The sequence below is a fragment of the Streptomyces sp. NBC_00388 genome (assembly GCF_036061255.1).
In the GTDB taxonomy this organism is placed as follows: Bacteria; Actinomycetota; Actinomycetes; order Streptomycetales; family Streptomycetaceae; genus Streptomyces.
In genome coordinates this window covers 5,794,558-5,819,234 of the sequence record NZ_CP107948.1, presented here as the reverse complement: position 1 = coordinate 5,819,234, position 24,677 = coordinate 5,794,558, and the positions used below count along the sequence as shown (strand labels likewise).

The 24,677-nt window shown below is 69.4% G+C and carries 19 protein-coding genes; 2 read left to right on the top strand and 17 right to left on the bottom strand.

Annotated features, from left to right (window positions below; all coding sequences use genetic code 11):
• Positions 1-101 precede the first annotated feature (101 nt).
• The 3 genes from OG917_RS26050 to OG917_RS26040 form a co-directional block, all read right to left on the bottom strand.
• Positions 102-1,133, bottom strand: a complete 1,032-nt coding sequence (locus OG917_RS26050) for an ABC transporter substrate-binding protein (RefSeq protein ID WP_328320081.1) — start codon at positions 1,131-1,133, stop codon at positions 102-104.
• 206 nt (positions 1,134-1,339) lie between these two features.
• Positions 1,340-2,245, bottom strand: coding sequence for an ABC transporter permease (locus tag OG917_RS26045; RefSeq protein ID WP_328320079.1), 906 nt, complete (start codon positions 2,243-2,245; stop codon positions 1,340-1,342).
• Complete coding sequence (locus OG917_RS26040) at positions 2,235-3,050, bottom strand: ABC transporter ATP-binding protein (protein WP_328320077.1); 816 nt, start codon at positions 3,048-3,050, stop codon at positions 2,235-2,237. The genes OG917_RS26045 and OG917_RS26040 overlap by 11 nt, the downstream gene beginning before the upstream one ends.
• A 169-nt stretch (positions 3,051-3,219) precedes the next feature.
• Here OG917_RS26040 and OG917_RS26035 point away from each other — a divergent pair, with 169 nt between their 5' ends.
• Positions 3,220-3,942 carry a response regulator gene (locus OG917_RS26035; protein ID WP_328320075.1) on the top strand — a complete coding sequence of 241 codons (723 nt, stop codon included), beginning with the start codon at positions 3,220-3,222 and terminating at the stop codon, positions 3,940-3,942.
• On the opposite strand, the gene OG917_RS26030 is transcribed toward OG917_RS26035, so the two are convergent.
• The 6 genes from OG917_RS26030 to OG917_RS26005 form a co-directional block, all read right to left on the bottom strand.
• Positions 3,916-5,508, bottom strand: coding sequence for a solute symporter family protein (locus OG917_RS26030; protein WP_328322188.1), 1,593 nt, complete (start codon positions 5,506-5,508; stop codon positions 3,916-3,918). The two genes, OG917_RS26035 and OG917_RS26030, sit on opposite strands and share 27 nt — an antisense overlap.
• Positions 5,509-5,519: 11 nt before the next feature.
• Positions 5,520-5,990: a DUF485 domain-containing protein gene (locus tag OG917_RS26025; protein ID WP_328320073.1), complete on the bottom strand. Its 471-nt coding sequence runs from the start codon at positions 5,988-5,990 to the stop codon at positions 5,520-5,522.
• A gap of 97 nt (positions 5,991-6,087) precedes the next feature.
• The gene (locus tag OG917_RS26020; RefSeq protein WP_328320071.1) at positions 6,088-6,762 is read right to left on the bottom strand and encodes a response regulator transcription factor; all 675 of its coding nucleotides are present in this window, start codon (positions 6,760-6,762) and stop codon (positions 6,088-6,090) included.
• Positions 6,759-7,907 carry a sensor histidine kinase gene (locus tag OG917_RS26015; protein ID WP_328320069.1) on the bottom strand — a complete coding sequence of 383 codons (1,149 nt, stop codon included), beginning with the start codon at positions 7,905-7,907 and terminating at the stop codon, positions 6,759-6,761. The genes OG917_RS26020 and OG917_RS26015 overlap by 4 nt, the downstream gene beginning before the upstream one ends.
• Positions 7,904-8,425 carry a DUF1453 domain-containing protein gene (locus OG917_RS26010; protein ID WP_328320067.1) on the bottom strand — a complete coding sequence of 174 codons (522 nt, stop codon included), beginning with the start codon at positions 8,423-8,425 and terminating at the stop codon, positions 7,904-7,906. Before OG917_RS26010 ends, OG917_RS26015 begins: the two co-directional genes overlap by 4 nt.
• A 176-nt stretch (positions 8,426-8,601) precedes the next feature.
• A complete protein-coding gene (locus tag OG917_RS26005; RefSeq protein WP_328320065.1) occupies positions 8,602-10,722 on the bottom strand; it encodes a DNA gyrase/topoisomerase IV subunit B in 2,121 nt (706 codons plus the stop codon).
• Between the two features lie 432 nt (positions 10,723-11,154).
• Between OG917_RS26005 and OG917_RS26000 the strand changes: the two genes are divergently transcribed.
• The gene (locus OG917_RS26000; RefSeq protein ID WP_328320063.1) at positions 11,155-11,385 is read left to right on the top strand and encodes a DUF7455 domain-containing protein; all 231 of its coding nucleotides are present in this window, start codon (positions 11,155-11,157) and stop codon (positions 11,383-11,385) included.
• Between the two features lie 222 nt (positions 11,386-11,607).
• Here OG917_RS26000 and OG917_RS25995 read toward each other — a convergent pair whose 3' ends face one another.
• From OG917_RS25995 to OG917_RS25960, 8 genes are all read right to left on the bottom strand, one after another.
• Positions 11,608-12,435 carry a S1 family peptidase gene (locus OG917_RS25995; RefSeq protein ID WP_328320061.1) on the bottom strand — a complete coding sequence of 276 codons (828 nt, stop codon included), beginning with the start codon at positions 12,433-12,435 and terminating at the stop codon, positions 11,608-11,610.
• 153 nt (positions 12,436-12,588) lie between these two features.
• Positions 12,589-14,136 carry an RNA polymerase sigma factor gene (locus OG917_RS25990; RefSeq protein ID WP_328320059.1) on the bottom strand — a complete coding sequence of 516 codons (1,548 nt, stop codon included), beginning with the start codon at positions 14,134-14,136 and terminating at the stop codon, positions 12,589-12,591.
• A gap of 330 nt (positions 14,137-14,466) precedes the next feature.
• Entirely contained in the window at positions 14,467-15,351 is an 885-nt protein-coding gene (locus OG917_RS25985; protein ID WP_328320057.1) for a FadR/GntR family transcriptional regulator, read from the bottom strand.
• Between the two features lie 159 nt (positions 15,352-15,510).
• A complete protein-coding gene (locus OG917_RS25980) occupies positions 15,511-17,406 on the bottom strand; it encodes an ABC transporter ATP-binding protein (RefSeq protein ID WP_328320055.1) in 1,896 nt (631 codons plus the stop codon).
• A gap of 100 nt (positions 17,407-17,506) precedes the next feature.
• On the bottom strand, positions 17,507-18,277 hold the full coding sequence (locus tag OG917_RS25975) for an NUDIX hydrolase (RefSeq protein WP_328320053.1): 771 nt from the start codon (positions 18,275-18,277) through the stop codon (positions 17,507-17,509).
• A gap of 97 nt (positions 18,278-18,374) precedes the next feature.
• Positions 18,375-20,408 (bottom strand): glycogen debranching N-terminal domain-containing protein, encoded by a 2,034-nt coding sequence (locus OG917_RS25970; RefSeq protein WP_328320051.1) that lies wholly within the window; start codon positions 20,406-20,408, stop codon positions 18,375-18,377.
• Between the two features lie 122 nt (positions 20,409-20,530).
• A complete protein-coding gene (locus OG917_RS25965) occupies positions 20,531-21,826 on the bottom strand; it encodes a DUF4192 domain-containing protein (RefSeq protein ID WP_328320049.1) in 1,296 nt (431 codons plus the stop codon).
• Between the two features lie 520 nt (positions 21,827-22,346).
• The gene (locus tag OG917_RS25960) at positions 22,347-24,506 is read right to left on the bottom strand and encodes a RecQ family ATP-dependent DNA helicase (protein ID WP_328322186.1); all 2,160 of its coding nucleotides are present in this window, start codon (positions 24,504-24,506) and stop codon (positions 22,347-22,349) included.
• Positions 24,507-24,677 lie beyond the last annotated feature (171 nt).

The following is a 24,677-nucleotide window of genomic DNA, read 5'->3' as shown; positions in this document are numbered from 1 at the left end:
GGTTCCGTCCCCGCGCGGGGACGGAACCCGAAGACCGGTCACCACCGCACCGGTCACCACCGCATCGATCACCACCGCATCGATCACCACCGCAGCAGGCTCTAGCGGGCCTTCTTCGCGAACTCCGTCGTGTACGTCCTGGACAGATCGACCGTGGTGTTCTTGAGGTTGGGGTTGAACGCCTTGAGCACCTTCTCGACGGTCTCGGGGCCGTTGGCCGGCATCACCCCGTCCTTGGTGAACATCGGCAGCGTCGCCTTGATGGACTGCGCGTAGAGGTCCTTGCCGCCCTGCGCGTAGTCGGCCGGCATCTTCGCCGCGATCTCCTCGGGCGAGTGCGACGACATCCACTTCAGGGTCTTCACGAAGGCGTTGACCAGCTTCTGCACCGCCGGCTTGTGCCCTTCGACCCAGTCGGCGTTCATGTAGAGACTCGACGAGGGGTAGGGGCCGCCCAGCGCCGCCTGCGAGCCCTCGGGCGTACGCATGTCGACGAGCACCTTGCCGAGCTTCTTGTCGAGGATGTTCGCCACCGTCGGGTCGGTCGTCATCCCGCCCTGGATCGATCCCTGCTGAAGCGCGGCGATGAACGTCTGTCCCGCGCCCACCGCGACAGGTGTGAAGTCTCCGCTCTTCCCGCCCGCCCGCACCGCCAGGTACTTGGTGAGGAAGTCGGTGGACGAACCGAGCCCGGTGACACCCAGCTTCTTGCCCTTGAAGTCCTTCGGACCGGTGAGAGATCCGGCAGCCTTGCTGGAGACCACTTCGACCTCACCGGGCGCATGCGAGAACTGCACCACCGACTCCACGTGCTTGCCCTTGGACTGGAGGTCGAGCGTGTGGTCGTAGAAGCCGACGGTCCCCTGGACGTCCCCGGAGACCAGCGCGGTCTCGGCCTGGACACCGGCGGGCTCGGTGAGCAGCGAGACGTCGACGCCCTCGTCCTTGAAGTATCCGAGCCGCTGGGTGAGCATCGCCGGCAGATAGATGACCTTGTCCAGGCCCCCCACCATGATCTTGATCTTGCCGCCGTCCTTGCCCTCCGCGGAGGAGCCACCACCACAACCGGTGAGCGCGGTCAGTGCCAGCGCGCCTGACACCACGACTGCCGACACTCTGCTGATGCTGCGCATGTTCATCACGTCCCTGAGATGTGTACGGAATTGCCAACGCGTTTGCATGGGTACGGAGACCGGTCCCGCATGAGCGGGCAGCCTCGACGAGCCCCGGGGCCGGGGCACCTGCGGGCTCCGGGAGAACGGGTTCGGAAAGGGGCGGGGCGGGCTTTCCGGGCCGGCGGGCCCGCAAGCGAAGGTGCGGCGCTGCCCCGTCCCGCCCGTCAGCGCTCGGTGCCGGCTTCGGCGGGCCGCCACCGGAACAGCCGCCGCTCGGCGAAGGTGAGCAGCCCTTCCGTGATCAGCGCGACGACCGCGAGGATCACCATCGCCGCGTACACACCGGCCGCGTTGAAAGTCCCCTGCGAGGCCGACACCAGCAGTCCGAGCCCCTTCGTCGCGCCGATGTACTCACCGACGATCGCCCCGATGAGGGCGAAGCCGAAGCTGACATGAAGGCTGGTGAAGATCCAGGAGGTGGCGGAGGGGATGACCACCTGGAAGGTGACGCGCCGGTTGCTCGCGCCGAGGATCCGGGCGTTGGCGACCAGGTTGCGGTCGACCTCCTTGGCGCCCTGGAAGGCGTTGAAGAACACCGGGAAGAAGACCAGCACGACAGCGGATGCGACCTTCGATGCCGGTCCGAGCCCGAACCAGATGAGGAAGACCGGGGCGAGGACGATCCGCGGAATGGCGTTGAGGACCTTGATGTACGGGCCGAGGACATCGGAGAGGAACCGGATGCGGCCGAGGGTGATGCCCAGGACCACACCGGCGACGACACCGATGACCCAGCCGAGCAGCGCCTCGTACATCGTGTACCAGATCTGTTCCCAGAGGGATCCCTGCGCGGTGCCGTGCAGCGCCCACTCCCGTATCTGGTCCCAGATCTTCGACGGCATGGAGAAGTTGAAGGGATCGATGACCTTGGCGCGGGCCAGGATCTCCCAGAGGGCGATCACCGCGATCAGCAACAGCGCGCGGCTCACGTACACCACGGCCCGGCGGTTGCGTGCGGCCCGCCGGCGCTCCTCGGTCCGGCCGGTCCTCTTGTCGAGGGCGGGCGCAGGGGCAGTGGACGCCAGGGTCGCGGTGGCCGTGCCCGGGGTCTGCTCGGTCTCAGGCGGCATCTGCGGCACCTCGCTCACGGGTGATACGGACTTCCTCGCCCAGCGAGGACCAGATCTCGCGGTAGAGCTCGACGAACCGGGGTTCGAGCCGCACGGCCTCGACCTTCCGGGGCCTGGGCAGGTCGATCTCGAAGACCTGTTTGACGGTCGCGGGGCCGGCCGTCATCACCACTACCCGGTCGGCGAGTGCGATGGACTCCTCCAGGTCGTGCGTGACGAAGACGACCGAGGTCCCGGTGCCGGCGCAGAGTTCCAGGAGTTCATCGGACATCAGCGCCCGGGTCTGGACGTCCAGCGCCGAGAACGGCTCGTCCATCAGCAGGATCTCGGGGTCGTTGACGAAGGTGGCGGCGAGGGCGACGCGCTTGCGCTGGCCCCCGGAGAGCTGGTGCGGGTAGCGGTCCTCGAACGAGGAGAGGCCGACACGGGCCAGCCACTCGCGGGCCTTCTCCCTGGCCTCCGCCTTCGCTGCGCCGCGGAAGCGCGGCCCCGCCATCACATTGGACAGAACGGTCCGCCAGGGGAAGACAGCATCCTGCTGGAAGACGAATCCGACCTTGTCGCCGATACCGCGTACCGGCTCACCGGCCACCAGTACCTCGCCCTCGGTGGGCTCCTCAAGGCCGCTGACCAGGGTGAGTGTGGTGGACTTGCCGCAGCCGGTGGGGCCGACGACGGCAACGAACTCGCCTCGGCCCACGGTGAGGTCCAAGTCCCGCACGGCGGTGTGCGGCACCCCTGACGGGGTGCGGAACACCTTGCTGGCGCCCCGCAGCTCAATGGCCGGGCTCGTGTCTGTGCTCATGGACCGGGACCGTAGATGTGGCACAGCGCACAGCGGCAGCCTTGTGGGCGCAAGGCATGCTTCTGCCTGCAGGAGACTGTTGTGCTCGTTTTGCGCGCGCTACAACTACGTCGTTGCAAGAACGTCTCAGCAAGAACGTCTCAGACCGGCACGGACAGAGAGCAGCCCGATGATTGATGTACTGGTGGTCGATGACGACTTCCGTGTCGCTGAGATCAACGCTGCGTACGTGGGGAAGGTTCCCGGATTCCATGTCGCCGCCCGTGCCCACAGCGCCGCCCAGGCCATGGCCGCACTGGAACGCGAGCGCATCGATCTGGTCCTGCTCGACCACTATCTCCCCGACGAGACAGGGCTCTCCCTCGTCCGCAGGATGCGGGAAAAGGGGCACCACACCGACGTGATCATGGTGACGGCCGCCGGCGACGTCGCTACCGTGCAGGCCGCCATGCGCCATGGTGCACTGCACTATCTGGTCAAACCGTTCAGCTTCTCGGTCCTGCGCACCAGGCTGGAGGGGTACGCGGCACTGCGGCGCACCGTGAGCCGCGTCGGGGGCAACGGGCAGTGCGCCGGGCAGGAACAGGTCGACCGGATCTTCGGCGCGCTGCGCACCACCGGGCCCGCCGCGTCCTCGGGACTGCCCAGCGGACACTCCGTACCGACGTCGGAACTGATCCGTGAGGTCCTGACCGGCGCCCGGCACCCGCTGTCCGCCCACGAGGTCGCCGCGAGGACGGGGCTGAGCCGCTCCACGGCACAGCGCTACCTGCGCCAGCTGGAACAGACGGGGCGGCTCAGGCTGACCCTCAAATACGGGGACACGGGGCGGCCCGAGCACCGCTATGCCTGGGCCGCCCCCGGATCAGACGGCTCCGGCGCCCGTCAGTGACCGCACTTCCGTCTCGGCGTGCCGGGCAGCGTCGGGCGGCTCGGGCGACGTGACCGTGCCGAGCCACCCGGCGAGGAAGCCGAGGGGGATGGAGAGCAGCCCCGGATTCTCCAGGGGGAAGAACTGGAAGTCCACGTCAGGGAAGAGCGAGGTGGGGCTCCCGGAGACGACCGGCGAGAGGATCACCAGGACGATCGCGGGGACGAGCCCTCCGTACACCGACCAGACCGCGCCGCGTGTGGTGAAGTTCCGCCAGAACAGCGAGAACAGCAGCACCGGGAGGTTGGCCGAAGCCGCCACGGCGAAGGCCAGCCCCACGAGGAACGCGACATTCAGGTCCTTGGCCAGCAGGCTGAGCCCGATGGCCACCGCCCCGATCCCGGCCGCCGCGACACGGGCGACGGCCACCTCGCTGCGCTGCCTGGTACTGCGGCGCCTGAGCGTCGCGTAGAGGTCGTGGGCGACGGAGGCCGACGAGGCGAGCGTGATGCCCGCGACGACGGCGAGGATGGTGGCGAAGGCCACGGCCGCGACCACGGCGAACAGCACCGTGCCTCCGGTGGACCCCTCTCCCCCGCCGACCTCAAGCGCGAGCAGCGGTACCGCGGTGTTCCCCGCCGGGTTCGACGCCTTCACCTGGTCGGAGCCCACGAGCGCGGCCGCACCGAAGCCGAGCACGATCGTCATCAGGTAGAAGCCGCCGATCAGCCCGATCGACCAGACGACCGAGCGGCGGGCGGCGCGGGCGGTCGGCACGGTGTAGAAGCGCGACAGGATGTGCGGAAGCCCGGCCGTCCCGAGGACCAGGGCGAGGCCGAGACTGATGAAGTCGATACGGGAGGTCCAGTCGCCTCCGTACTTGAGGCCGGGTGCCAGGAACTTCATGCCGTGGCCGCTGCGGTGCGCCGCGGCGTTGAGCAGGTGGTTGAAGTCCCCGTGGAAGCGCACCAGGACGAGGACGGTGAGCAGGATCGACCCCGCCATCAGCAGGACGGCCTTCACGATCTGGATCCAGGTGGTCGCTCGCATCCCGCCGAGCGTCACATAGATGACCATCAGCGCTCCGACACCGATCACGGTCCAGGCCTGGGCAGCGCCGCTGTTGCCGCCCAGCAGGAGCGAGACGAGGCTTCCGGCACCCACCATCTGCGCCACCAGGTAGAGCACGGAGACCGTGACGGACGACGACCCGACCGCGATCCGGACGGGATGCTCGCTCATCCGGGCCGCCACGACGTCGGCCAGGGTGAACCGGCCGCAGTTGCGCACCAGTTCGGCCACCAGCAGCAGAACGACCAGCCAGGCGACGAGGAAGCCGACGGAGTACAGCATGCCGTCATATCCGAAGAGGGCGATCAGCCCGGAGATACCGAGGAAGGACGCCGCCGACATGTAGTCGCCTGCGATGGCGAAACCGTTCTCCATCGGGGAGAAGAGCCGCCCGCCGACGTAGAACTCCTCCGCCGAACCGTGCCGGTTGCGACTCACCCAGGTGGTGATGGCGAGGGTCGCCACGACAAAGACGCTGAACAGCAGCAGTGCCAGGGTCTGGTGGTGCGTGGTGATCGTGTGGCTGCTCAACGGCTGATCCCTCGCGTCAATTCCTGTGTGTCCCAGCGGAGGTCGAGCGCCGCCCGGTCCCTGCGCAGCCGCGCGTGGCGGGTGTAGGCCCAGGTGAGCAGGAAGGTGGAGAGGAACTGCCCGAGCCCCGCCACCATCGCCACGTTCACCGCGCCGGCCACCGGGCGCGCCATGAAGCCCGGTGCGGTCGTGGCCGTGACGACATAGGCGAGGTACCAGGCGAAGAACGCGCACACCGCGGGCACGACGAACCTCCGGTAACGGCTGCGAACTTCCTGGAAGGCGGCGCTGCTCTGCACTTCCAGATAGATGTCGGCTGCGCTGCGGCCGGGCTCCGGAGCTGCCTGCGCCGGCACGGCCGCGGGGGCGCCCGTGCCGTCCAACTCGCCCCAGCCGGAGGCCAACGCGTCGTACCAGGGGTCGTCCAACCGCACCTCAGCGGCGTCGAGCCCATCGTCCTTCTCCACCGAACACCCTCTCCCTGTGCGCGACCGTTTCAGCCGCGTGCCCAAGGATGGATACTCCGGAAGGCCTCTGAACCCTTATCGCCCCCTCTTCACCCCTTTAGGTGAGAGAAGTGCCCGGCGGCAGGGCAAGGCCGTGCCGGTAGGCGTACAGCACGGCCTGGGCCCGGTCCCGCAGTCCGGTCTTGGCGAAGAGATTGTTGATGTGCGTCTTCACGGTCGCGGGCGAGATGTGCAGTGAGCGGGAGATCTCCGCGTTGGAGAGCCCTTCCGCGATCAGCGCCAGGATCTCGGCCTCGCGGGGAGTCAGGCCGTCGGGCAGCTCGACCGCGGCCTGCGGGGCCGGTGCGGGAGGAGCGGTGATGCGCTCGACGAGCAGCCGCTGCACGCTCGGCGACAGTCCGGCCTGTCCGGCCATGACGTCCTCGATGGCCCGGACGATCTCCTCCCCGCCCGCGTCCTTGGTCAGATAACCCCGCGCCCCGGCCCGCAGCGCGGGAAAGAGCGAGTCGTCGTCGGAGAACGTCGTCAGGACCACGACCTGCGTGGACGGGTACTGCTCGCGGATCAGCCTGGTCGCCTCCACCCCGTCGCACCGGGGCATCCTCAGGTCCATCAGGACCACGTCGGGAGCGTGTTCGCCGACGAGAGCGACAGCCTCCACACCGTCCTTGGCCGCGCCGACGACCTCGACCCCGGGCAGGAGCCCCAGCAGCATCACGATGCCCTCACGCACGACGGACTGGTCATCGGCGACCACCACCCGTGCCGTCACGCCGGCACCCTCAGCCGTACCAAGAAGCCCTCCTCGTCGGGTCCAGCCTCCAGCGTCCCGCCGAGTATCTCGGCGCGCTCCCGCATCCCGACCAAACCGTATCCCGAGCCACTGACAGCGAGTTCATCCACCGCTTCCCCGGGACCCGAGTCCCTTACCTCCAGGGCGATTTCACCCGGCAGATACTCCAGCCGCAGCCTGACGTCGGCGCCCGGGGCGTGCTTGCGCACATTCGTCATCGCCTCCTGCGCCACCCTCCGCACGGTCTGCGAGGCCTCGGCCGGCAGCGGTCTGCGCTCCCCCGTCACCGTGAGCCGCGAACTGCCCGCCATCTCGTCCAGGAACTCCTCCACCGGCGTCATCTCACCCCGCAGCGCCGAGAGTGCCTGTCTGGTCTCGACCAGACCTTCCCGCGCCATCCCGCGAGCCGCCACCACTCGCTCCAGGATCTGATCCCGTCCCGCACCACGCTCGATCAACAGCCTGGCCGCTTCCAGATGCACCATCTGCGCGGAAAGGCTGTGGGCGAGCACGTCGTGGATCTCCCGGGCGATACGTGAGCGCTCCACCAGGGCCGCGGACTCCGCCTCGGCCGCCAGGGCCGCTCTCTCCTGGGCCAGCAGCCGCTGAGCGCTGCCCCTGGCCTCCGCGTCGAGCCGCAACACGTATCCCGCAAGCGCCAGCCCGGCGGTGGTGACGGCGATCGTCAGGCTCTGGTCGTCGCTGAGCAGGGCGTAGGCGCCGAGGGCGGCCACCGTGCAGGGCAGGGCAGCCACCAGCGGCAGCCGCTCCAGTGCGATGACGGCGCAACCGCACCAGAGGGCGGCGGCCGGAGCGGAGAATCCTGCCTGCTTCGCCACCATGGCGGTGCCCAGCAGGACCACGAGCAGCGTCACGGAGGGCCACAACCGGTGTTCCAGGCTTGTCCGGTAGAAGGCCCAGGCCGCGGCGGCGCACACACAGGTGCCGAACGCCGCCGCTGCCAGCGCCCCGGGGTTGTCGCCGATCTTCGCGAAGACGCTCCACAGCAGGGCACCCACGGCAGCGAGCCGGACCGTCCAGCCGAGCGAGCGCCGCGCGCCGGTCAGACCTGTCCGCGAGAGGGCCTCCCGGGAGGGCCAGCTCGTCCAGGCGCCGGGCGTCATACGCGGTCCTTCCTTGCCCCTCCGGGGGATCCTGCCGCAGAGACACCGTACGACGGGTGTATCCGCCCGGCCCGCCAGGCGACCACCCCGGACCGTACAAGCAGCGAGGACGCCAGCGCGAGGAGCATGGCCCCGCTGCCCAGGCTCACTCCGGCCAGCGCGCCGAGTCCCGCCACCCCGAACCGCACGAGCAGGCCCACGACCCAGACGGCCGCCGTGGTCTTCGTGCCCCGGGTCCAGGTCGACCCGTCCGGCTCGTTCCACACCTTGGTGGTCCACGCCCAGCCGGCACCCATGAGAAGCCCGGCCAGCAGCTCTGCCCCGATCAGCAGGACGGACATGGCGCGGTGGTTCTCATCGAGCAGACCATGCTGCCGCAGGGCGACGAAGACCAGGATCGCGGGCAGCAGCCACCAGCGTTTGTCGTGATCGACCTGCTGGGGGCGGAACTGCCTCACGAGCACCAGGGCGACGACACCGACGCCCACCGCGACGTCGGTGAGTGTGGACGCTGACATGGGGTGCCTCCGGTGAGCGAGGAAGGTTGACGCCTTCGACGCTACGGAAATACGCAGGTCAGCAGATCGGAGCAGGGGTGGACCGTGGGTGGAGCTTGTGACTCCACCCACGGGTGGACACGAGACCGCGGGCAGGGGCGGGGCCCCTGTGGGGCGCCCGGCAGCCCGTGAACGGCTCAGGCGTCGATGCGGGAGCGGTCGAGTGTCGCCGCGGAGCTGGTGATGAATTCCTTGCGGGGTGCGACCTCGTTGCCCATCAGGAGGTCGAAGACCTGCTCAGCGGAGTCCAGATCACCGATGTTGATGCGCCGCAGTGTCCGGAACCGCGGATCCATCGTCGTCTCCGCCAGCTGGTCCGCGTCCATCTCCCCGAGGCCCTTGTAACGCTGGATCGAGTCCTTGTACCGGACGTTCTTGCGCTGGAACTCCAGCAGCTTCTGCCGCAGTTCACCGTCCGAGTACGTGTAGACGTACTTGTCCTGCCCCTTCTTCGGCTGGACCAGCTCGATCCGGTGCAGCGGCGGCACCGCGGCAAAAACCCGGCCCGCCTCCACCATCGGACGCATATACCGCTGGAACAGGGTCAGCAGCAGAATCCGGATATGCGCCCCGTCCACATCGGCGTCCACCAGCAGCACGATCTTCCCGTACCGCGCGGCGTCGATATCGAACGTCCGCCCCGACCCCGCCCCTATCACCTGGATGATCGCGCCGCACTCGGCGTTCTTCAGCATGTCCGACACGGACGCCTTCTGAACATTCAGGATCTTTCCCCGGATCGGCAACAACGCCTGGAACTCCGAGTTCCGCGCCAGCTTCGCCGTCCCCAGCGCAGAATCCCCCTCCACGATGAACAGCTCGCTGCGCCCCACGTCATCGCTGCGGCAGTCCGCCAGCTTCGCCGGCAACGACGACGACTCGAGCGCCGTCTTACGACGCTGGGCATCCTTGTGCTGACGTGCCGCGATCCGCGTACGAGCCGCCGCGACCGCCTTCTCGAGCACCGCCCGCGCCTGCGCCTTGGCATCACGCCGCGTCGACGCCAGGAACGCCTTCAACTCCCTGGCCACCACACCCGACACGATCCGGTTCGCCGCCGAGGTACCCAGCACCTCCTTGGTCTGACCCTCGAACTGCGGCTCGGCAAGACGCACCGTCACCACCGCCGTCAGACCCTCCAGCGCGTCATCCTTGACCACGTCGTCCTCGGCCACCCGCAACAACTTCTGCGCGCGCGCCACCTCATTGACCGTCCGCGTCAGGGACCGTTCGAATCCCGACACATGCGTGCCGCCCTTGGGCGTCGCGATGATGTTCACGAAGGACCGGACCGTGGTGTCGTACCCCGTCCCCCAGCGCAGCGCGATATCGACCGCGAGATCGCGAGTGACCTCCGTCGGCGTCATATGGCCACGCTCGTCCAGGACCGGCACCGTCTCCTTGAACGTTCCCTGGCCCGAAAGCCGCACCACGTCACACACAGCCTTGTCCTGCGCCAGATACTCGCAGAACTCACTGATCCCGCCGTCGAAACGGAAGGTCTCCTCGGTCTTCCCAGCGCCTTCCAGACCGCGCTCGTCACGCACCACCAGAGTCAGCCCCGGCACCAGAAACGCCGTCTGGCGAGCCCGCTGGTACAGATGATCCAGGGACAGCCTCGCGTCCTTGAGGAAGATCTGCCGGTCCGCCCAGTACCGGACACGGGTGCCCGTCCTGGCCTTCGGAACACGCTTGCCCTTGAGCAGCCCGTTGGCAGGATCGAAGGGGCTGTCGGGACCCATCTCGGTGAAGATCCCGGGGACGCCACGGCGGAAGCTGATGGAGTGGGTGGCGCTGTTGCGGTCGACTTCGACATCCAGCCTGGCCGAGAGGGCATTGACGACCGAGGCACCGACACCGTGCAGCCCGCCCGAGGCCGCGTACGAGCCGCCGCCGAACTTCCCGCCGGCGTGCAGCTTGGTCATCACGACTTCGACGCCGGAGAGCCCCGTCTTGGGCTCGACGTCGACCGGGATCCCCCGGCCGTTGTCCCGGACCTCGACTGAGCCGTCCTCATGGAGAATGACGTCGATGTGATCGCAGTAACCTCCGAGGGCCTCGTCAACCGAGTTGTCGATGATTTCCCAGAGGCAGTGCATCAGGCCACGGCTGTCGGTGGACCCGATGTACATACCGGGCCGCTTCCGGACCGCTTCGAGCCCTTCGAGGACGAGCAGGTGCCGCGCGGTGTAGTTGGAGCCGTCACGGTCTGCACCGCTCAGCAGCGCAGTGGAAGGCACGGACATATCGGCGGTCACGCGGTTCGCTCCTCGCTGAATTTATTTTGGGGCCCTAGGGGCAAGGACCGGGCGTCGGTCGCCGGTGAGAGCCTACCGAGCCCTGGTAGAGCCGTTGTTACGCCACCCTAGAAGAGGTGAGCTTCAAACCTGCACCGTACACCTGTTCGATCGCTCGATGGAGTGAAGCCCACATCACGTTCCCTTCGAGGCATGAACCATTTAGGCTCCGGGCACGTCCTCATCAACAACCGGCAGCCAGCCGGGAGGATCAACCGAAGACAAGCAACGCGAAACCGTAAAGCCACCGCAATACGGCTTATTCGCCGCCAACCGGCGACAGACAGCCACCTTGACGAAAAGTTTCAAGGAAAAGCCACGAGCGGGAACGTTTTGGGCCTGGTTGGATGTTGACCCTGGTACGACAGCTCGTCGAGCTAGAGAAGAGGCGACGTGACTACTGTTCTGACCCCCGCGAGCCAGCTGACGGCCGCTGACCGCTGCGACCGATGCGGCGCCCAGGCTTACCTGCGCGTTGTCCTCACCAGCGGTGGCGAACTGCTCTTCTGCGCCCACCACGGTCGCAAGTTCGAGCCAGAACTCAAGAAGATCGCCGCGGACATCCAGGATGAGACGGATCGCCTGACGGCCGTCCCGGGCCATTCCGAAGAAGAGGACCGCTGACACCTCGCACCCACGACGAGCAATGGACCGGTATCAGCCCGGTCGGCGGGCGGCCTCGCCTGAACCCACAGGAGAGGCCGTCCGTTCTCATGTCCGGGCTCCGGTACGGCTCCGTCTGCGCCCAGAGGGCTTCAGCCGGGCCCTGAGGCGCCGCGTACGGCCTCCGGGCCCCCTTTACCGCTGACCCACACGCCGGGCCCCTCCGGGGCCGTCAGGCGCCCGTCAGCGGTGCGACGTCACAGCCTTCGCCATCGCGGACATCCGCGTGTAGACACCCGGACTGTTCGCCCGGCCGCAGCCGGATCCCCAGGAGACCAGGCCGATGAGCCGCCCCCGGGCCACCAGCGGCCCTCCGCTGTCGCCCTGACACGCGTCATGACCCCCCTGCGGCTCCCCCGCGCACAGCATGGTCTCTGCCTGGAAAGTGCCGCTCGGCGACCCCGGGTACGCGGAGGCACACTGCGCGTCAGGCAGCACCGAGACGGAGGTCGCATGCAGTCCGGAGGGGTAGTCCCCCGTGCCGGCCGTGTCGCCCCAGCCGTAGACCGTCGCAGCCGTACCGGGCTGCTCCGCGGGGTCCTGCGGATCGGCGATGCCGATCGCATACGAGCCGGGCAGCGCGCGGGACAGCGTCAGCACGGCGAGATCCGCCGCATTGCTGACCCGGTCGTACCGCGGGTCGGTCCACGTGGACTTCACGCTCACCTCACGGCCGGCCGACGTTCGCAGGTCACTGCGGCCCGCCACGACCGAAAGGTCATGCACTTGGCCCAGCCCCGCCCCGAGGACTTCCTGGCTCAGGCAGTGGGCCGCCGTCACCACCTCCCGCGGTGACACCACCACTCCCCCGCAGAACTGGCCCGCCCGGCCGCCGCCGAACCGCTCACGGCTGGTCACCGCGACCACCCAGGGGCTGTCGGCCACGGAGACCCCCTTGCCTCCGATCACCGCCTTCGCCGCGGCGAAGGCCGGCACGGGCGCGCCGAGCGGCAGGGCTGCCGCGGCCAGCGCCAGCATCCCTGTGACTGCTCGGACGATAGGACGACACATACGGCTCCCTGACTCTGCAATGAACTCTTCTCACTCAGAGTGAAGCAGGCTCACGGGGCGCTCCACACACAGGAAACGCGAAGCGGGCCCGCATCCCCCCGCAAAGGGAGACCCGGACCCGCTCTGGCGCAGCTGTGACAGACCGGCCGGCTACTAGTCGAGGTAGTCGCGCAGCACCTGCGAACGCGACGGGTGACGCAGCTTCGACATGGTCTTCGACTCGATCTGGCGAATCCGCTCACGCGTCACGCCGTAGACCTTGCCGATCTCGTCCAGAGTCTTCGGCTGACCATCGGTGAGACCGAAGCGCATGGAGACCACGCCCGCCTCACGCTCGGACAGCGTGTCCAGGACCGAGTGCAGCTGCTCCTGGAGGAGCGTGAAGCTGACTGCGTCGGCCGGGACGACGGCCTCGGAGTCCTCGATGAGGTCACCGAACTCGCTGTCACCGTCCTCGCCCAGCGGGGTGTGCAGGGAGATCGGCTCACGGCCGTACTTCTGGACCTCGATGACCTTCTCAGGGGTCATGTCGAGCTCCTTGGCCAGCTCCTCAGGGGTGGGCTCGCGGCCCAGGTCCTGGAGCATCTGGCGCTGAACGCGCGCGAGCTTGTTGATGACCTCGACCATGTGCACCGGGATACGGATGGTGCGGGCCTGGTCGGCCATCGCGCGGGTGATCGCCTGGCGGATCCACCATGTGGCGTACGTGGAGAACTTGTAGCCCTTGGTGTAGTCGAACTTCTCGACCGCACGGATCAGACCGAGGTTGCCCTCCTGGATCAGGTCCAGGAAGAGCATGCCGCGGCCCGTGTAGCGCTTGGCGAGCGAGACGACCAGGCGGAGGTTGGCTTCGAGCAGGTGGTTCTTGGCCCGGCGCCCGTCCTCCGCGATGATCTCCAGCTCACGCTTGAGCTTCGGCGCGAGCTTGTCGGCGTTGGCCAGCTTGTCCTCGGCGAAGAGGCCGGCCTCGATCCGCTTGGCGAGCTCCACCTCCTGCTCCGCGTTGAGGAGCGGGACCTTGCCGATCTGCTTCAGGTAGTCCTTGACGGGGTCCGCGGTGGCACCGGCGACGGCGACCTGCTGCGCAGGCGCGTCGTCCTCGTCGTCGTCGGAGAGAACGAAGCCCTTGGCCTCGCCGCCCTCTTCCTCTTCCTCGCCGGCCTTGGCAGCCGGGGTCTCCTCAGCGGCCTCGTCGCCGTCCTGGAGCTCGTCGGCGTCCTTCTTGGAGGCGGTCTTCTTCGCTGCGGTCTTCTTGACTGCCGTCTTCTTCGCGGCGGTCTTCTTGGCAGCCGTCTTCTTGGCAGCGGCCTTCTTCGCGGGCTCGGCTTCGTCAGCCACGGCGTCCACACTGTCCGCGGAAGAACCGGCGGTGGCCGCCACAGTCCTCGCCGTGGTCGTCTTGACCGCGACAGTCCTGGTGGCGGTGCGCTTCACCGGGCTCTTCGCTGCGACGCTCTTGCGGGGGCGCTTCGGCGACTCCGCGGCACTGACCATCAGAGTCACACCCTCTTCCTCGAGGATCTGGTTGAGGCTGCGCAGAACGTTCTTCCACTGGGTGGCCGGAATCTGGTCAGCCTCGAAGGCCCGGCGTACGTCGTCGCCGGCGATCTGCCCATCAGCCTTTCCCCGCTCGATGAGCGCCATGACAGACTCGGACTCGGCGATCTCCGGCGGGAGAGTACGGGATGTGCTGGCCGACACGAACAACCTCTCGAAACGATGGAAACGGCTTCCGGCTCCGCCCTGACGGGCCTGGAACCGACGACCGCCGGCTGGGGATGTACCGGCGGCGCGGGCTGAGCCTCGGAGCTGTACAGCGCCGTCAACGACGCCTGCATTCCCTCTTCGGCTACCACCTCTTAGGTCATCGCGCTGCCTCAAAGAGTGTTACGCCCAATCCGCGTGGCCCGAGTCACACCCTATTCGCGACATACGGCTCCCCAAGGGACGCATACCCATAATCATGCCGCCGGACCCACTGCGGATCCGGCGGCAGCGGGTGCAGGCGCACATCCCGGTCGCACCGTGCGGTCAGTGCACGCGCGGCGCGGGAACGACACGCTCCACCTCGGGGTGGACCGTCAGCAGTTGACGCATGGCGGCCTCCGCCGCCTGGGGGTCGTTCGCCGCGAGCGCGTCGGCGATCCGTGCGTGATGAACGAGAGAGATCTCGGTGGGCCGGTCACACCCCGTGACCGGCCCACCGGAAACCTGGAGGGCGCCCGAGACGATGCCCGAGAGGTGATCGAGCATGCGGTTGCCCGCGAGCTGGATGAGCAGGGCGTGGAACTCGGCATCGGCGCGGGAGAAGGTGACCGGATCACCCTGGGCCAGAGCGTGGCTCATGATCTCGACCATGTCCGCGAGACGCTGCTGCATGTCCTCACGGCCGTGCCCGGCGGCAAGGCGCGCGGCCAGCGGCTCGATCGTCCAGCGCAGCTCGTTCAGCTCCCGCCGCTGGTCGTCGCGCTGCGGTCCGAACGCACGCCATTCGATGATGTCGGGGTCGAGCAGATTCCAGTCACTGACCGGGCGGACCCGGGTGCCGACATTGGGGCGGGCGCTGACCAGACCCTTGGCCTCAAGGACACGCAACGATTCCCGCACTACCGTGCGGGACACCTCGAAGCGCTGCCCGATCTCCTCAGGGACCAGCGGGCGGTCGGCACCGAGGTCGCCGGAGACAATCATCTGGCCGAGCTGCTGAACGAGCTGGCCGTGCAGGCCGCGGCCACGGCTGCCCGTCGCACGCCGGCCCGCTCTGCCCATCTCGGCATCCCCGCCCCAGGAAGGAGCTGCGGCACGGCCGGCACCGGGCGTCTCTGCGTACGGGTAGCGGCCGAGTTCACCCGAGCCTGCGAGTCCTGACTCGGCAGAGCGGGCGTTGGTCATCATGGAGTGCGCAAGGGTAGTCACGCATCCTTTGTCGGCGCGCCTCGGGCGCCCCTTGAGGGCTTTGGTGAAAAGCACACGAAAGGGTGATCATCGACCTCCCTGCAATTGACGCCTTATCGGAAAGAACCGGGCATTCTCCTCAGAGTTGCTTAGAAGGCGCTACCAGGCGGGCGAGACCTCTCACCAACGAGCCCTGCCGCGAAGGCCGGTGAGCAGATATGCGCAGAGCAGCACCGTGAGCGACAGCGCCAGGGCCGCACCGACGGGCTGGGACAGGAGCCTGAGAACCGCGATCAGCCAGCGGTCGGCCTCGTGGGGCCAGCCCCGGGCGAGCTCACGGACCCTGGCAGGGAACCCGGCGACCGAGCGCGCCGCCGGCGCGGCCAGCGCCGCCTGCACCATCGGCACGACGGCGACCGGGACCGACAGGACGGCCGCCAGCCCCGCGGTGGTGCTCTTGAAGACACCTGCACCCAGCAGTCCCGCCCATGCGCAGCCAATGGTCAGTCCCGACCAACCCACGGCCAGTGAGGGCCAGTTCCGCGGGATTGTCGCCAAATCGCCTCCGTACACAAGACGGAGCACTCCGGCGTTGGCGGCAGCCGTGATCAGGGCCAGCAGGAGGGCGATGACACCCGACACCGTCAGTTTGGCCGACAGCAGGCCGAACCGCCTCGGCACGCCCCCACGGCCGACGGCGAGCGCCGGATACCGGAATTCCTCGCCGAAGGCGAGCGCTCCGAGCAGTCCGGCCGCGAAGGCGGCGGGCGGCAGGGGGAGCAGCTCGGGCCACGCCATCAGCAGATGGGAGAGCGGAGGCTGTCCGGTTCCGGCGAGCACGGCGGACAGGGCAACGGAGACGACCAGGACGACGCCCGCTACGGCGAGAGCGGTGCGGACACCGAACACCCGGCGGAGCTCGTAACGCAGCGGCCTGAGCGGCCCCCTGGCGGGGAGCGGAGTGATGACCGGCTGCTGTTCGGACAGTTCGGAACGTGCGTCGATCAGCAGCTGGAGTTCCGGCAGCGCCGACCGGGCCGCGAGCACGGGGGCGTCGTGAGCGGGAACGCCGGAGACCTGTACCCCTTGTCCGGGCACGCAGGAAGAAGACGCATCAGGGGCGGGCGCCGCGGGGGCAAGGTGTCCGGCACCGAAGGGTTCGGAGCCGGACGCACCCGGACCAGGGGGGAGCTCGGCCGTCGGCCCCATATCGCCGGTCTCATCGGCGAGCTGATGAATCAGGACCCCGTTCCGGAACGCCGTCTCACCGACCTCGGCGCAACTGCTGCCGTAGACGGACAGCCTGCTGCCACCCTCCGCGACGACTTCCACGGAGCGGCGCCCCTCACGGGCTTCACGGCCGAGCAGACCGGCAAGGCGGGCCGTGTGAGGGGTACGCACGGCGACTCGGGGGCGCAGACGGGTGCGGGCGAACTCGGCGCCCTCCTGGTCCGCCACGAGCCGTCCGGCTTCGATGGTCACCACATGGTCGGCCGTGCGAGCCGCCGCCTTGGGATCGCTGGTGGTGTACAGGACGGTGCCGCCCTGCGCCGCGTGCTCACGGAGCAGCCCGAAGAGCCAGCTTGCGTCCTGCGGTGAGAGCCCCTCGGCGGGGTCGTCCAGCAGAAGCGTCTGCGGATCGGCGAGGAGGGCGATCGCGAGGCCCAGCCTGCGGTCCATCCCGTGGGAAAGCGTGCCGAGCCGCTGATGGGCGAGGCTGCCGAGGCCGACCCCTTCGAGCAGTTCACCGGCGCGCGAGACCGGTACTCCCGCCGCGGCACAGAGCATACGGAGCTGCCCTCGCACCGTACGTGCCGGATGCCCTGGCACGTCGCCGAGCAGGGTCCCCACTTCGGTGGCGGGGTGGGCGATCCGGTGCAGCGGAAGGCCGCGGAAGTACGTGATGCCGCGCCCCTGGTCCAGTTCGAGCATCAGGCGCAGAGCGGTGGTCTTGCCGGCGCCCGGCGCGCCGAGAAGTGCCGTGACCTGACCGGGTCCGGCCTGAAAGGACAGATCGTCCACCGCGGCCGGCAGGTCCTGGCGGGGCTGGCTGGTGAGTCCGATGGCCTGGAGCATCGCTTCTCTCGCGGGTAGCAGGGCCGCCTGGCGGCATGGGCGGCTACCGAAGCAAGATAACGCGACATTTGGGACTTTTGGCGCAGCTCGACTGCGGATCTCAGACCTCGGGGCGGAGCATCGGGGGGTTGAGCAGCGTCGCACCTCCCGCTCTGAACAATTGCGCCGGCCGGCCGCCCTGGCGGGTCGTGGTGCCGCCCGAAGGGACGAGGAAGCCCGGCGTGCCGGTGACCTTGCGGTGGAAATTGCGGGGGTCGAGGACAACGGCCCACACCGCCTCGTACACCCGGCGGAGCTCGCCGACCGTGAACTCCTGCGGGCAGAAAGCGGTGGCCAGCGACGAGTACTCGATCTTCGACCGGGCCCTCTCGACGCCGTCGGCGAGGATCCGCGCGTGATCGAAGGCGAGCGGTTCGGGCGGCTCGGCAGCCTTGCCGTCGGCGCCACCCTGGCCCAGCAGGGCTGCGACGGGCGCCCAGCGGGCACTGTGGGCGTCCCCACCTGCCCGGGGGGCAGGCAGATCGGGGGCGAGCGCCAGATGGGCCACGCTGACGACCCTCATACGAGGGTCACGTCTGGGGTCTCCATAGGTGCCCAGCTGTTCGAGATGAGCACCGTTGCCGGGGGCCGGGACCGTGGCCGAGGGCCCCAGCGCGCACAGACCGGTCTCCTCCGCCAGTTCGCGCGCGGCCGCGGCACCGAGATCCTCGTCCGTCTTGACGAAGCCGCCGGGCAGCGCCCACCGGCCTTGAAAGGGGGGCTCCCCACGGCGTACAGCCAGTGCGCACAGCGCATGACTGCGCACGGTGAGCACGACCAGATCGACGGTGACAGCGAAAGGCGGAAAGGCCGACGGGTCGTAGGGCGACATGGCATGATCATAGTCGTCTCCCTGACGATAAACACGCCCTTCCGCACCCACAGTCTCCCCCTGAATTCAGCCGTTCTCCGCTGTCCGCCCACCCCCTTCAGGACCCCAGCTGCAGTCCGGCTGCTGCTTCCTCGACCATCCCGAGGCCCAGTCTGCTGACGCGCACCGAAAAGGGTTCCCCGGCGACCGAGAGGCCCGAAAGCTGAATCGCACCGAGCGGGGCGCTGCTCATCGGGCGCAGAGCGACCGTTCCTGACGGGACATCAGGGCGGATACCCGCGAGACTCGCGAGGAGATGGATTCCGGCCGCCGCCGAAACAGCCGCGGGGCGGCAGGCCGCCGGATGCGGAAGCGGGACGCTGCCCTCGGTGCGCTGGACCCCCGCATACATCTCAGGAAGCCGGTACCCGAAGGCCTCGGCCGCGGCGAGCGCCCCGCTGAGCAGCGAGCAGGCCTCCTTCTCGAAGCCCGAGGCGGCCAGCCCGGCCACCGCAAGGGCTGTCTCGTGCAATCGAACGGCGCCACCCCGGTGCCCGAACGGATTATGGCCCCGCTCCCGCGCTCCGAGGCTGCGCAGCCCCCAGCCGGAGTCCATCGCCGGGCTGCCGAGCAGCCTGGCAAGCTGCTCCGTGGACACCTTGTCCAGCAGCCCCTCGGCAAATCTGCCGCCCCCAAGCAGTCCGGTGTCCAGCAGGTGAGCCGCACCGGCGCCCAGGTGGGGAACCAGCCGGCCGTCGGCGGTACGGGCGGCCGCGGGTCTGCCACCTGTCCGGTCCTCGATCCAGAACGCCTGCCGGAATGCGCTGCGGAGCCTGGCCGCCCACTCGCGCCAGCTGTCACCCCCGGGGCGACCGCACTCGTCGAGCAGTTCGGCGGAGAGCACCGCCGCTCGGTACGCATGCGCCTGGGTCTCCGCCCGCTGCAGGCCTCCCGCTCCGGGCTCACCGAGCAGGCTCTCCCCGTTCGCCGAAGCGCGAAGCCAGGCAAGGCAGCGTTCGGCCGCGGGGAGGAACCCCGCCACCTCACGGTCGGGCAAGCCCCAGCGCCTGGCCTCCGCAAGCAGTACGGGGAAGAGGAGTGTTGCCTCCACGCCGGTGCAGCTGGGTGGCAGATGAGGGCCGGCGTCCCTGAGGGGCCCCGGAATGCTTCCGGCCTCAGGCCCGCCGCCTTCGAGCTGAGTACGGGCGAGTCTGCGCAGCGCGGCAGCGGCAAGACGGGTACCGAGGGGAAGCGTCATCCGGGCCGTCCAGAGGACCTCGGCAGGCGCGAACCCGCAGCGCCATGGCACGCCCGCCACCGGATAGATATCGGCAGGATGACCCGGATCGCGGACCAGCATCGCGCGCAGATCGTCCAGGCTCGTGCGCAGCAAGGCCCGCGCCCTGGGGTCGTCCCCGTCAGCGCTTGCCGGGGACAGCGCACCTCCGAGCAGCGGGCCCGCCGGGCGGGATGACGCGTCCGTACGGATCCGGAGCTCGATGTCCCGGGAGCTCCCGGGCGGCAGCTCCAGGTCCCATCTGAGCAATCCGGTGGCGGCCAGCGCGTCCTCGGGCGGCGGGTCGGCCGTGACGACGGAATGGAATCCGGCCCCCGTCCAGCGCAGGCCCGCGCCATGGACCCCGGCGGGCAGCTCCGGCCCCGGGGATCCAGCCGCGACGGCCCCCAGAAAGGCCAGATCCGTACCGAGTGCGATCTCCACCGGCACGCGCAGAACCCGGTCCGAGGCGCTGCGCAGGGTGATCCGCTCGGTGCCCTCGGCCGAGCGCAGCCGCTCCACGACGAGCTCGGGGTCGGGCCCCGGCGCCCCGGGCAGACGCACCACGGCGACGAACCGCGCCCGGCCCGCTGCGATCAACCCGCCCCGGACGGCGACCGGTTCACGGCCGGACACCCGCACATGACAGCGCGAGAGGAGACGCCGCCCGGACTGGTAGTAACCGTCGAAGCCCTGGCCGGTGAGCTGGCCGTGCTCGGGCGAGACGGCGAGCCCGGGGAGGGCGACGCAGATCAACGCGTTGTGCACGGAGGGCAGTTCGCCCCGCCGGCGCGCTCCTGCCGGCGCGAATCCAGGAGAGGGCACGGCTGGTCGGTCGCCAGCCCAGCGGGTTCCTGGAGGAACGCTGAGAGCCATCTTCCGCCTCCTGAGCGCTGTGGCCAGTTGCGGCGGAGCCCCCGGCGCGGTCCGCCGTGCACCACCACCCTGGTGAACGGCGCAGGGCTCGACCGGGTCACGGCCGTGCCTGTATCCCGCTCTCATCGCCCGGCCCTCGTCCCGCGGCGGCCGCTGCGGCGGCGCGGGCGGCTGCGACCGGTGGACGCCCCTGGCCTGCCCGTCCCGGGGAGTGTGTCCTGGCGCGCGCCCGGCGGCTTGGGAGGGGTGCGCCGGCCACTCGTGGCGCCCGCGTTTCCCGGCGCCACCCGGCTGCTGCGCTCCCGGCGCAGACAGTGCCGGAGCGCCTCAGGGTCGAGGCCTTCATTGCAGGCCTGGTGAAGCAGGCGGGCGAAGACATAACCGGAGTCGATGGCAAGGGCTCGACCCAGGGCCACCCGGGCGCTCGGTTCATCCCCTGTCGACCAGGCCACCCAGCCCGCCAGGGTCAGTGGTGCTGCGGCGTATTCGGCGTACGGGCCGACACAGCGGCGGGCCAGGGCACGCCACAACCGCAGGACCGATCCGGCCGATGGTCCTTCCATCCACTCGGCGGCGCGGTCCCGGGTCGTGCGGTCCTGGAGCCCGAGAAGGACCAGAGCCGCCTCGTCGTCGCCGACCAGGCCGTCGTCCGCTTCATCGGCCTCGGCCCAGCTCCGCTGCTGTGGTGTGCGCCCGATACGGCGGACAAGTTTCCGGGCGGTGTCCAGCGTCTCCTCCCCGACCTGTTCACGGTCCGCACCGGCCAGGATCTTCGGCACCAGAACGCCCGCCGCCTCGTCCAGCGCGCGTTCCTGAGATGCCGTGCGGGGCGGCTGCCACGGTGTCAGCCTGGCCTCCATCTCACGGAGGGTTCCGCGCACCTGGATGCCCGCGTACGCGGCGGCCGCGGCCATCACCGACGTACCGGGCAGCGCCATGGGATTCCCGTCGGCTGGACAGCACCGGGAGTCGGGGCAGCAGTAGGAGAAGAATCTGCCGTCGGAGATGCAAAGAGCTTCGGGGACGGGCACATCCCGGGCTCCGCAGGCCGTACGCAGATGCTGAGCGAAGGGACGAAGCCGCTCCATGACCTCCGCAGGAGTCTCCCCCGGGCCCGGGTCCTGGCACAGGAACACGATGATGCCCTCAGGACGCCGGTCCCGGCTCTCGCTGCCGGTCACCAGCCCGTCGGCGAGCTGGTCGGCGACCGGCTGCCACTCCTGCGGCGAGCGTGGGATTCCGAGCCTGAGCCGTCCGCCGAAACGGCCGCGCGGGCCGTGCAGTGCCACCATCACGACCGAATCGGTCGGGTGAAATCCCAGCAGATAAGGGAGCGCGTCGGCGAGCTCCGCGGGGCCGCGCAGCGTGACCTGCTCCTGGACCGGCGAAGAACCGTTGGTGTCGTCGTGCTTGTTCATGGCTCGAAGGTCCCGCGATCCGCCCGAGTCCGCGACCCCTGTGGATAAAGTTATCCACAGGCAGACTGCCTCATTCGCGCGCGGTCAGCGCCATCAGGTTGCATGGGGCCATGACGAACTCGGACCGCTACGGCCTCAGACCCGGACACGCTCCGGGCGCGAGTGGTCGCAGGCGGGTCGGATGTCCTGCTGGTGTGCCCCGAAACGCCGCATCCTCCACCATCCCGGCGGGCCACTCGTATCGTGCTCGCCGCCTCGCCCGCGGAGGAGACCCGGGCGACAGCGGTTTGCCCGTCAGAGCCCCACGCGCGGCCAGGTCCGCATGGACGGCGCCAGCCCCACGCCTCCCCAACAGGCCCTGTCGCATGCCTGCTTGACCCAGGATGCGTACGGCTTCACCGGGCCGCTCCGGGAGAACCTCCACCAGCTCGGCGCGGACCGGGTGAGGGTCGTGAACACCCCACGCGCAATCACCCCACGCATGGTCACCGCACGCATAGTCACCAGACGCCTGGGTGGCCTACCCTGCCAGCGCCAGAACGAGCGGGAGTACCCGGTCGGCTCCGGCCTGGCGCAGGAGGCGTGCGCCTACGGCCAGGGTCCAGCCGGAGTCGGTGTAGTCGTCGACCAGCAGCACAGGGCCCGAGACACCGGCCAGAGCCTCGGCGAGATCGTCGGGCACCGTGAACGAATCGGCCAGGGCGCGCAGCCGCTGGGCGGAGTTACTGCGATGCGCGGCGTGCTCATCCGCGTGCGGCGTGTAGGCCAGGCTGCCCAGCAGCGGAAGGCGGCCGACCCTGGCCACGCCCTCAGCCAGTGACCCGACCAAGCGGGGCCGGGTACGTGACGGCATGGCCACGATCCCCACGGGCCGCGCCATCGCGTCAGCAGAGCCGCCGGCCCAGCCGTCCGGCGAGCGGGCCCAGTCCGCCAACACGGTCACCACGGCGTTCAGAACATCGTCCGGGACCTGTCCGTCCGGCGCCTGCGCCGACAGGATCGGCCGCAGCCGGTTGCCCCAGCCGATGTCCGACAGCCTGCCCAGCGCCCGCCCGGTACCCGCCAGCTGACCTGCGGGGATACGACCCTTGAGGTCCATGCCGACCGCAGCGAGGCCGGTCGGCCACATCTTGCGCGGTTCGACCTCGGCTCCCGGCCGGTCCAGCTCGCCCGTCGCAGCCGCGAGGGCCGCAGAAGGCACGTCCGTATCCAGCCAGGGCCCGGCGCAGTTGTCACAGCGACCGCACGGGACCGCCTTCTCGTCATCGAGCTGCCGCTGCAAAAACTCCATCCGGCACCCCGTGGCCGCCACGTAGTCCCGCATCGCCTGCTGCTCCGCCGCCCGCTGCTTCGCCACCCACGCGTACCGCTCCGCGTCGTACGCCCACGGCTGCCCGGTGACGGTCCAGCCGCCCTTCACGCGCTTGACGGCACCGTCCACGTCCAGGACCTTCAGCATCGTCTCCAGGCGTGAGCGCCGAAGATCCACCAACGGCTCCAGCGCCGGCAGCGACAGCGGACGGCCCGCCTCCTCCAGAACCGAGAGCGTTCGCCGCACCTGTTCCTCGGGCGGGAAACCCACCGAAGCGAAATACGCCCAGATCGCCTCGTCCTCCTTGCCCGGGAGCAGCAGTACATCCGCATGATCCACGCCGCGCCCTGCGCGCCCGACCTGCTGGTAGTAGGCAATCGGCGACGACGGCGACCCCATATGCACCACAAACCCCAGGTCCGGCTTGTCGAAGCCCATCCCCAGCGCCGAAGTGGCGACCAGCGCTTTCACCCGGTTGCCGAGCAGGTCTTCCTCCGCCTGCAACCGGTCGGCGTTCTCTGTCTTCCCCGTGTAGGAAGCCACCGGATAGCCGCGCTGCCGCAGGAACGCCGCGACCTCCTCCGCCGCCGCCACCGTCAGCGTGTAGATGATCCCCGAACCCTGCAGATCCCCGAGCCGCTCCCCCAGCCACGCCAGCCGGTGCGCCGCATTCGGCAACTCAAGCACCCCCAGCCGCAGGCTCTCCCGGTCGAGCGGTCCGCGCAGAACCAGAGCGTCCCCGCCACCCGTGCCCAGCTGCTCGGCCACATCCGCGGTCACCCGGGCGTTCGCGGTCGCCGTCGTGGCCAGCACCGGCACCCCCTCCGGCAGCTCCGCCAGCATCGTGCGCAGACGGCGGTAATCGGGCCGGAAATCATGACCCCAGTCCGAAATGCAGTGCGCCTCGTCGACCACCAGCAGACCAGTCGTCGCCGCCAGCTTCGGCAGCACCTGATCACGGAAATCCACGGAATTGAGACGTTCCGGGCTCACGAGCAGAACGTCGGTCTCACCGCGCTCCACCTCCCCGTAGATCGTCTCCCACTCCTCCGGATTGGCCGAGTTGATGGTCCGTGCCTGGATACCCGCCCGTGCTGCCGCATCGACCTGGTTACGCATCAACGCCAGCAGCGGGGAAATGATCACCGTGGGACCGGCTCCGCGGCGACGCAGCAGAGCCGTGGCCACGAAGTACACCGCCGACTTCCCCCAACCGGTGCGCTGCACCACCAGCGCACGACGGCGCTCCTCCACCAGGGCAGCCACCGCCTGCCACTGGTCCTCCCTGAGCCGCGCCGAACCCCCAGGGGCACCGACGAGCTCAGCGAGGACAGTGTCGGCTTCAGTGCGGAGTTCCAGGTTGTCCATGCCTCCATGCAACCCGATGGCACTGACAATCGGCGAATCCACCCAGCGCGGCAGAGGGCTCACGCCGAGTGCGCCAGAGGTCTCCTCGTGATGAACCAGGCGCGATCCATCTCCGACCGCCCCCCATCGGCACCGGCGCGGCTCCGTCCGACCGGACCGATCAACACCGCC

Coding starts and splice junctions, on each gene's coding strand:
- OG917_RS25970 (WP_328320051.1), bottom strand. CDS start 20,408: ATGGCTCTCAGCGTTCCTCCAGGAACCCGCTGGGCTGGCGACCGACCA.
- OG917_RS25975 (WP_328320053.1), bottom strand. CDS start 18,277: ATGTCGCCCTACGACCCGTCGGCCTTTCCGCCTTTCGCTGTCACCGTC.
- OG917_RS26045 (WP_328320079.1), bottom strand. CDS start 2,245: ATGCCGCCTGAGACCGAGCAGACCCCGGGCACGGCCACCGCGACCCTG.
- OG917_RS26015 (WP_328320069.1), bottom strand. CDS start 7,907: ATGACGCCCGGCGCCTGGACGAGCTGGCCCTCCCGGGAGGCCCTCTCG.
- OG917_RS25980 (WP_328320055.1), bottom strand. CDS start 17,406: ATGCTCCAGGCCATCGGACTCACCAGCCAGCCCCGCCAGGACCTGCCG.
- OG917_RS26050 (WP_328320081.1), bottom strand. CDS start 1,133: ATGCGCAGCATCAGCAGAGTGTCGGCAGTCGTGGTGTCAGGCGCGCTG.
- OG917_RS25960 (WP_328322186.1), bottom strand. CDS start 24,506: ATGGACAACCTGGAACTCCGCACTGAAGCCGACACTGTCCTCGCTGAG.
- OG917_RS26010 (WP_328320067.1), bottom strand. CDS start 8,425: ATGTCAGCGTCCACACTCACCGACGTCGCGGTGGGCGTCGGTGTCGTC.
- OG917_RS25995 (WP_328320061.1), bottom strand. CDS start 12,435: ATGTGTCGTCCTATCGTCCGAGCAGTCACAGGGATGCTGGCGCTGGCC.
- OG917_RS25965 (WP_328320049.1), bottom strand. CDS start 21,826: ATGAACAAGCACGACGACACCAACGGTTCTTCGCCGGTCCAGGAGCAG.
- OG917_RS26040 (WP_328320077.1), bottom strand. CDS start 3,050: ATGAGCACAGACACGAGCCCGGCCATTGAGCTGCGGGGCGCCAGCAAG.
- OG917_RS26035 (WP_328320075.1), top strand. CDS start 3,220: ATGATTGATGTACTGGTGGTCGATGACGACTTCCGTGTCGCTGAGATC.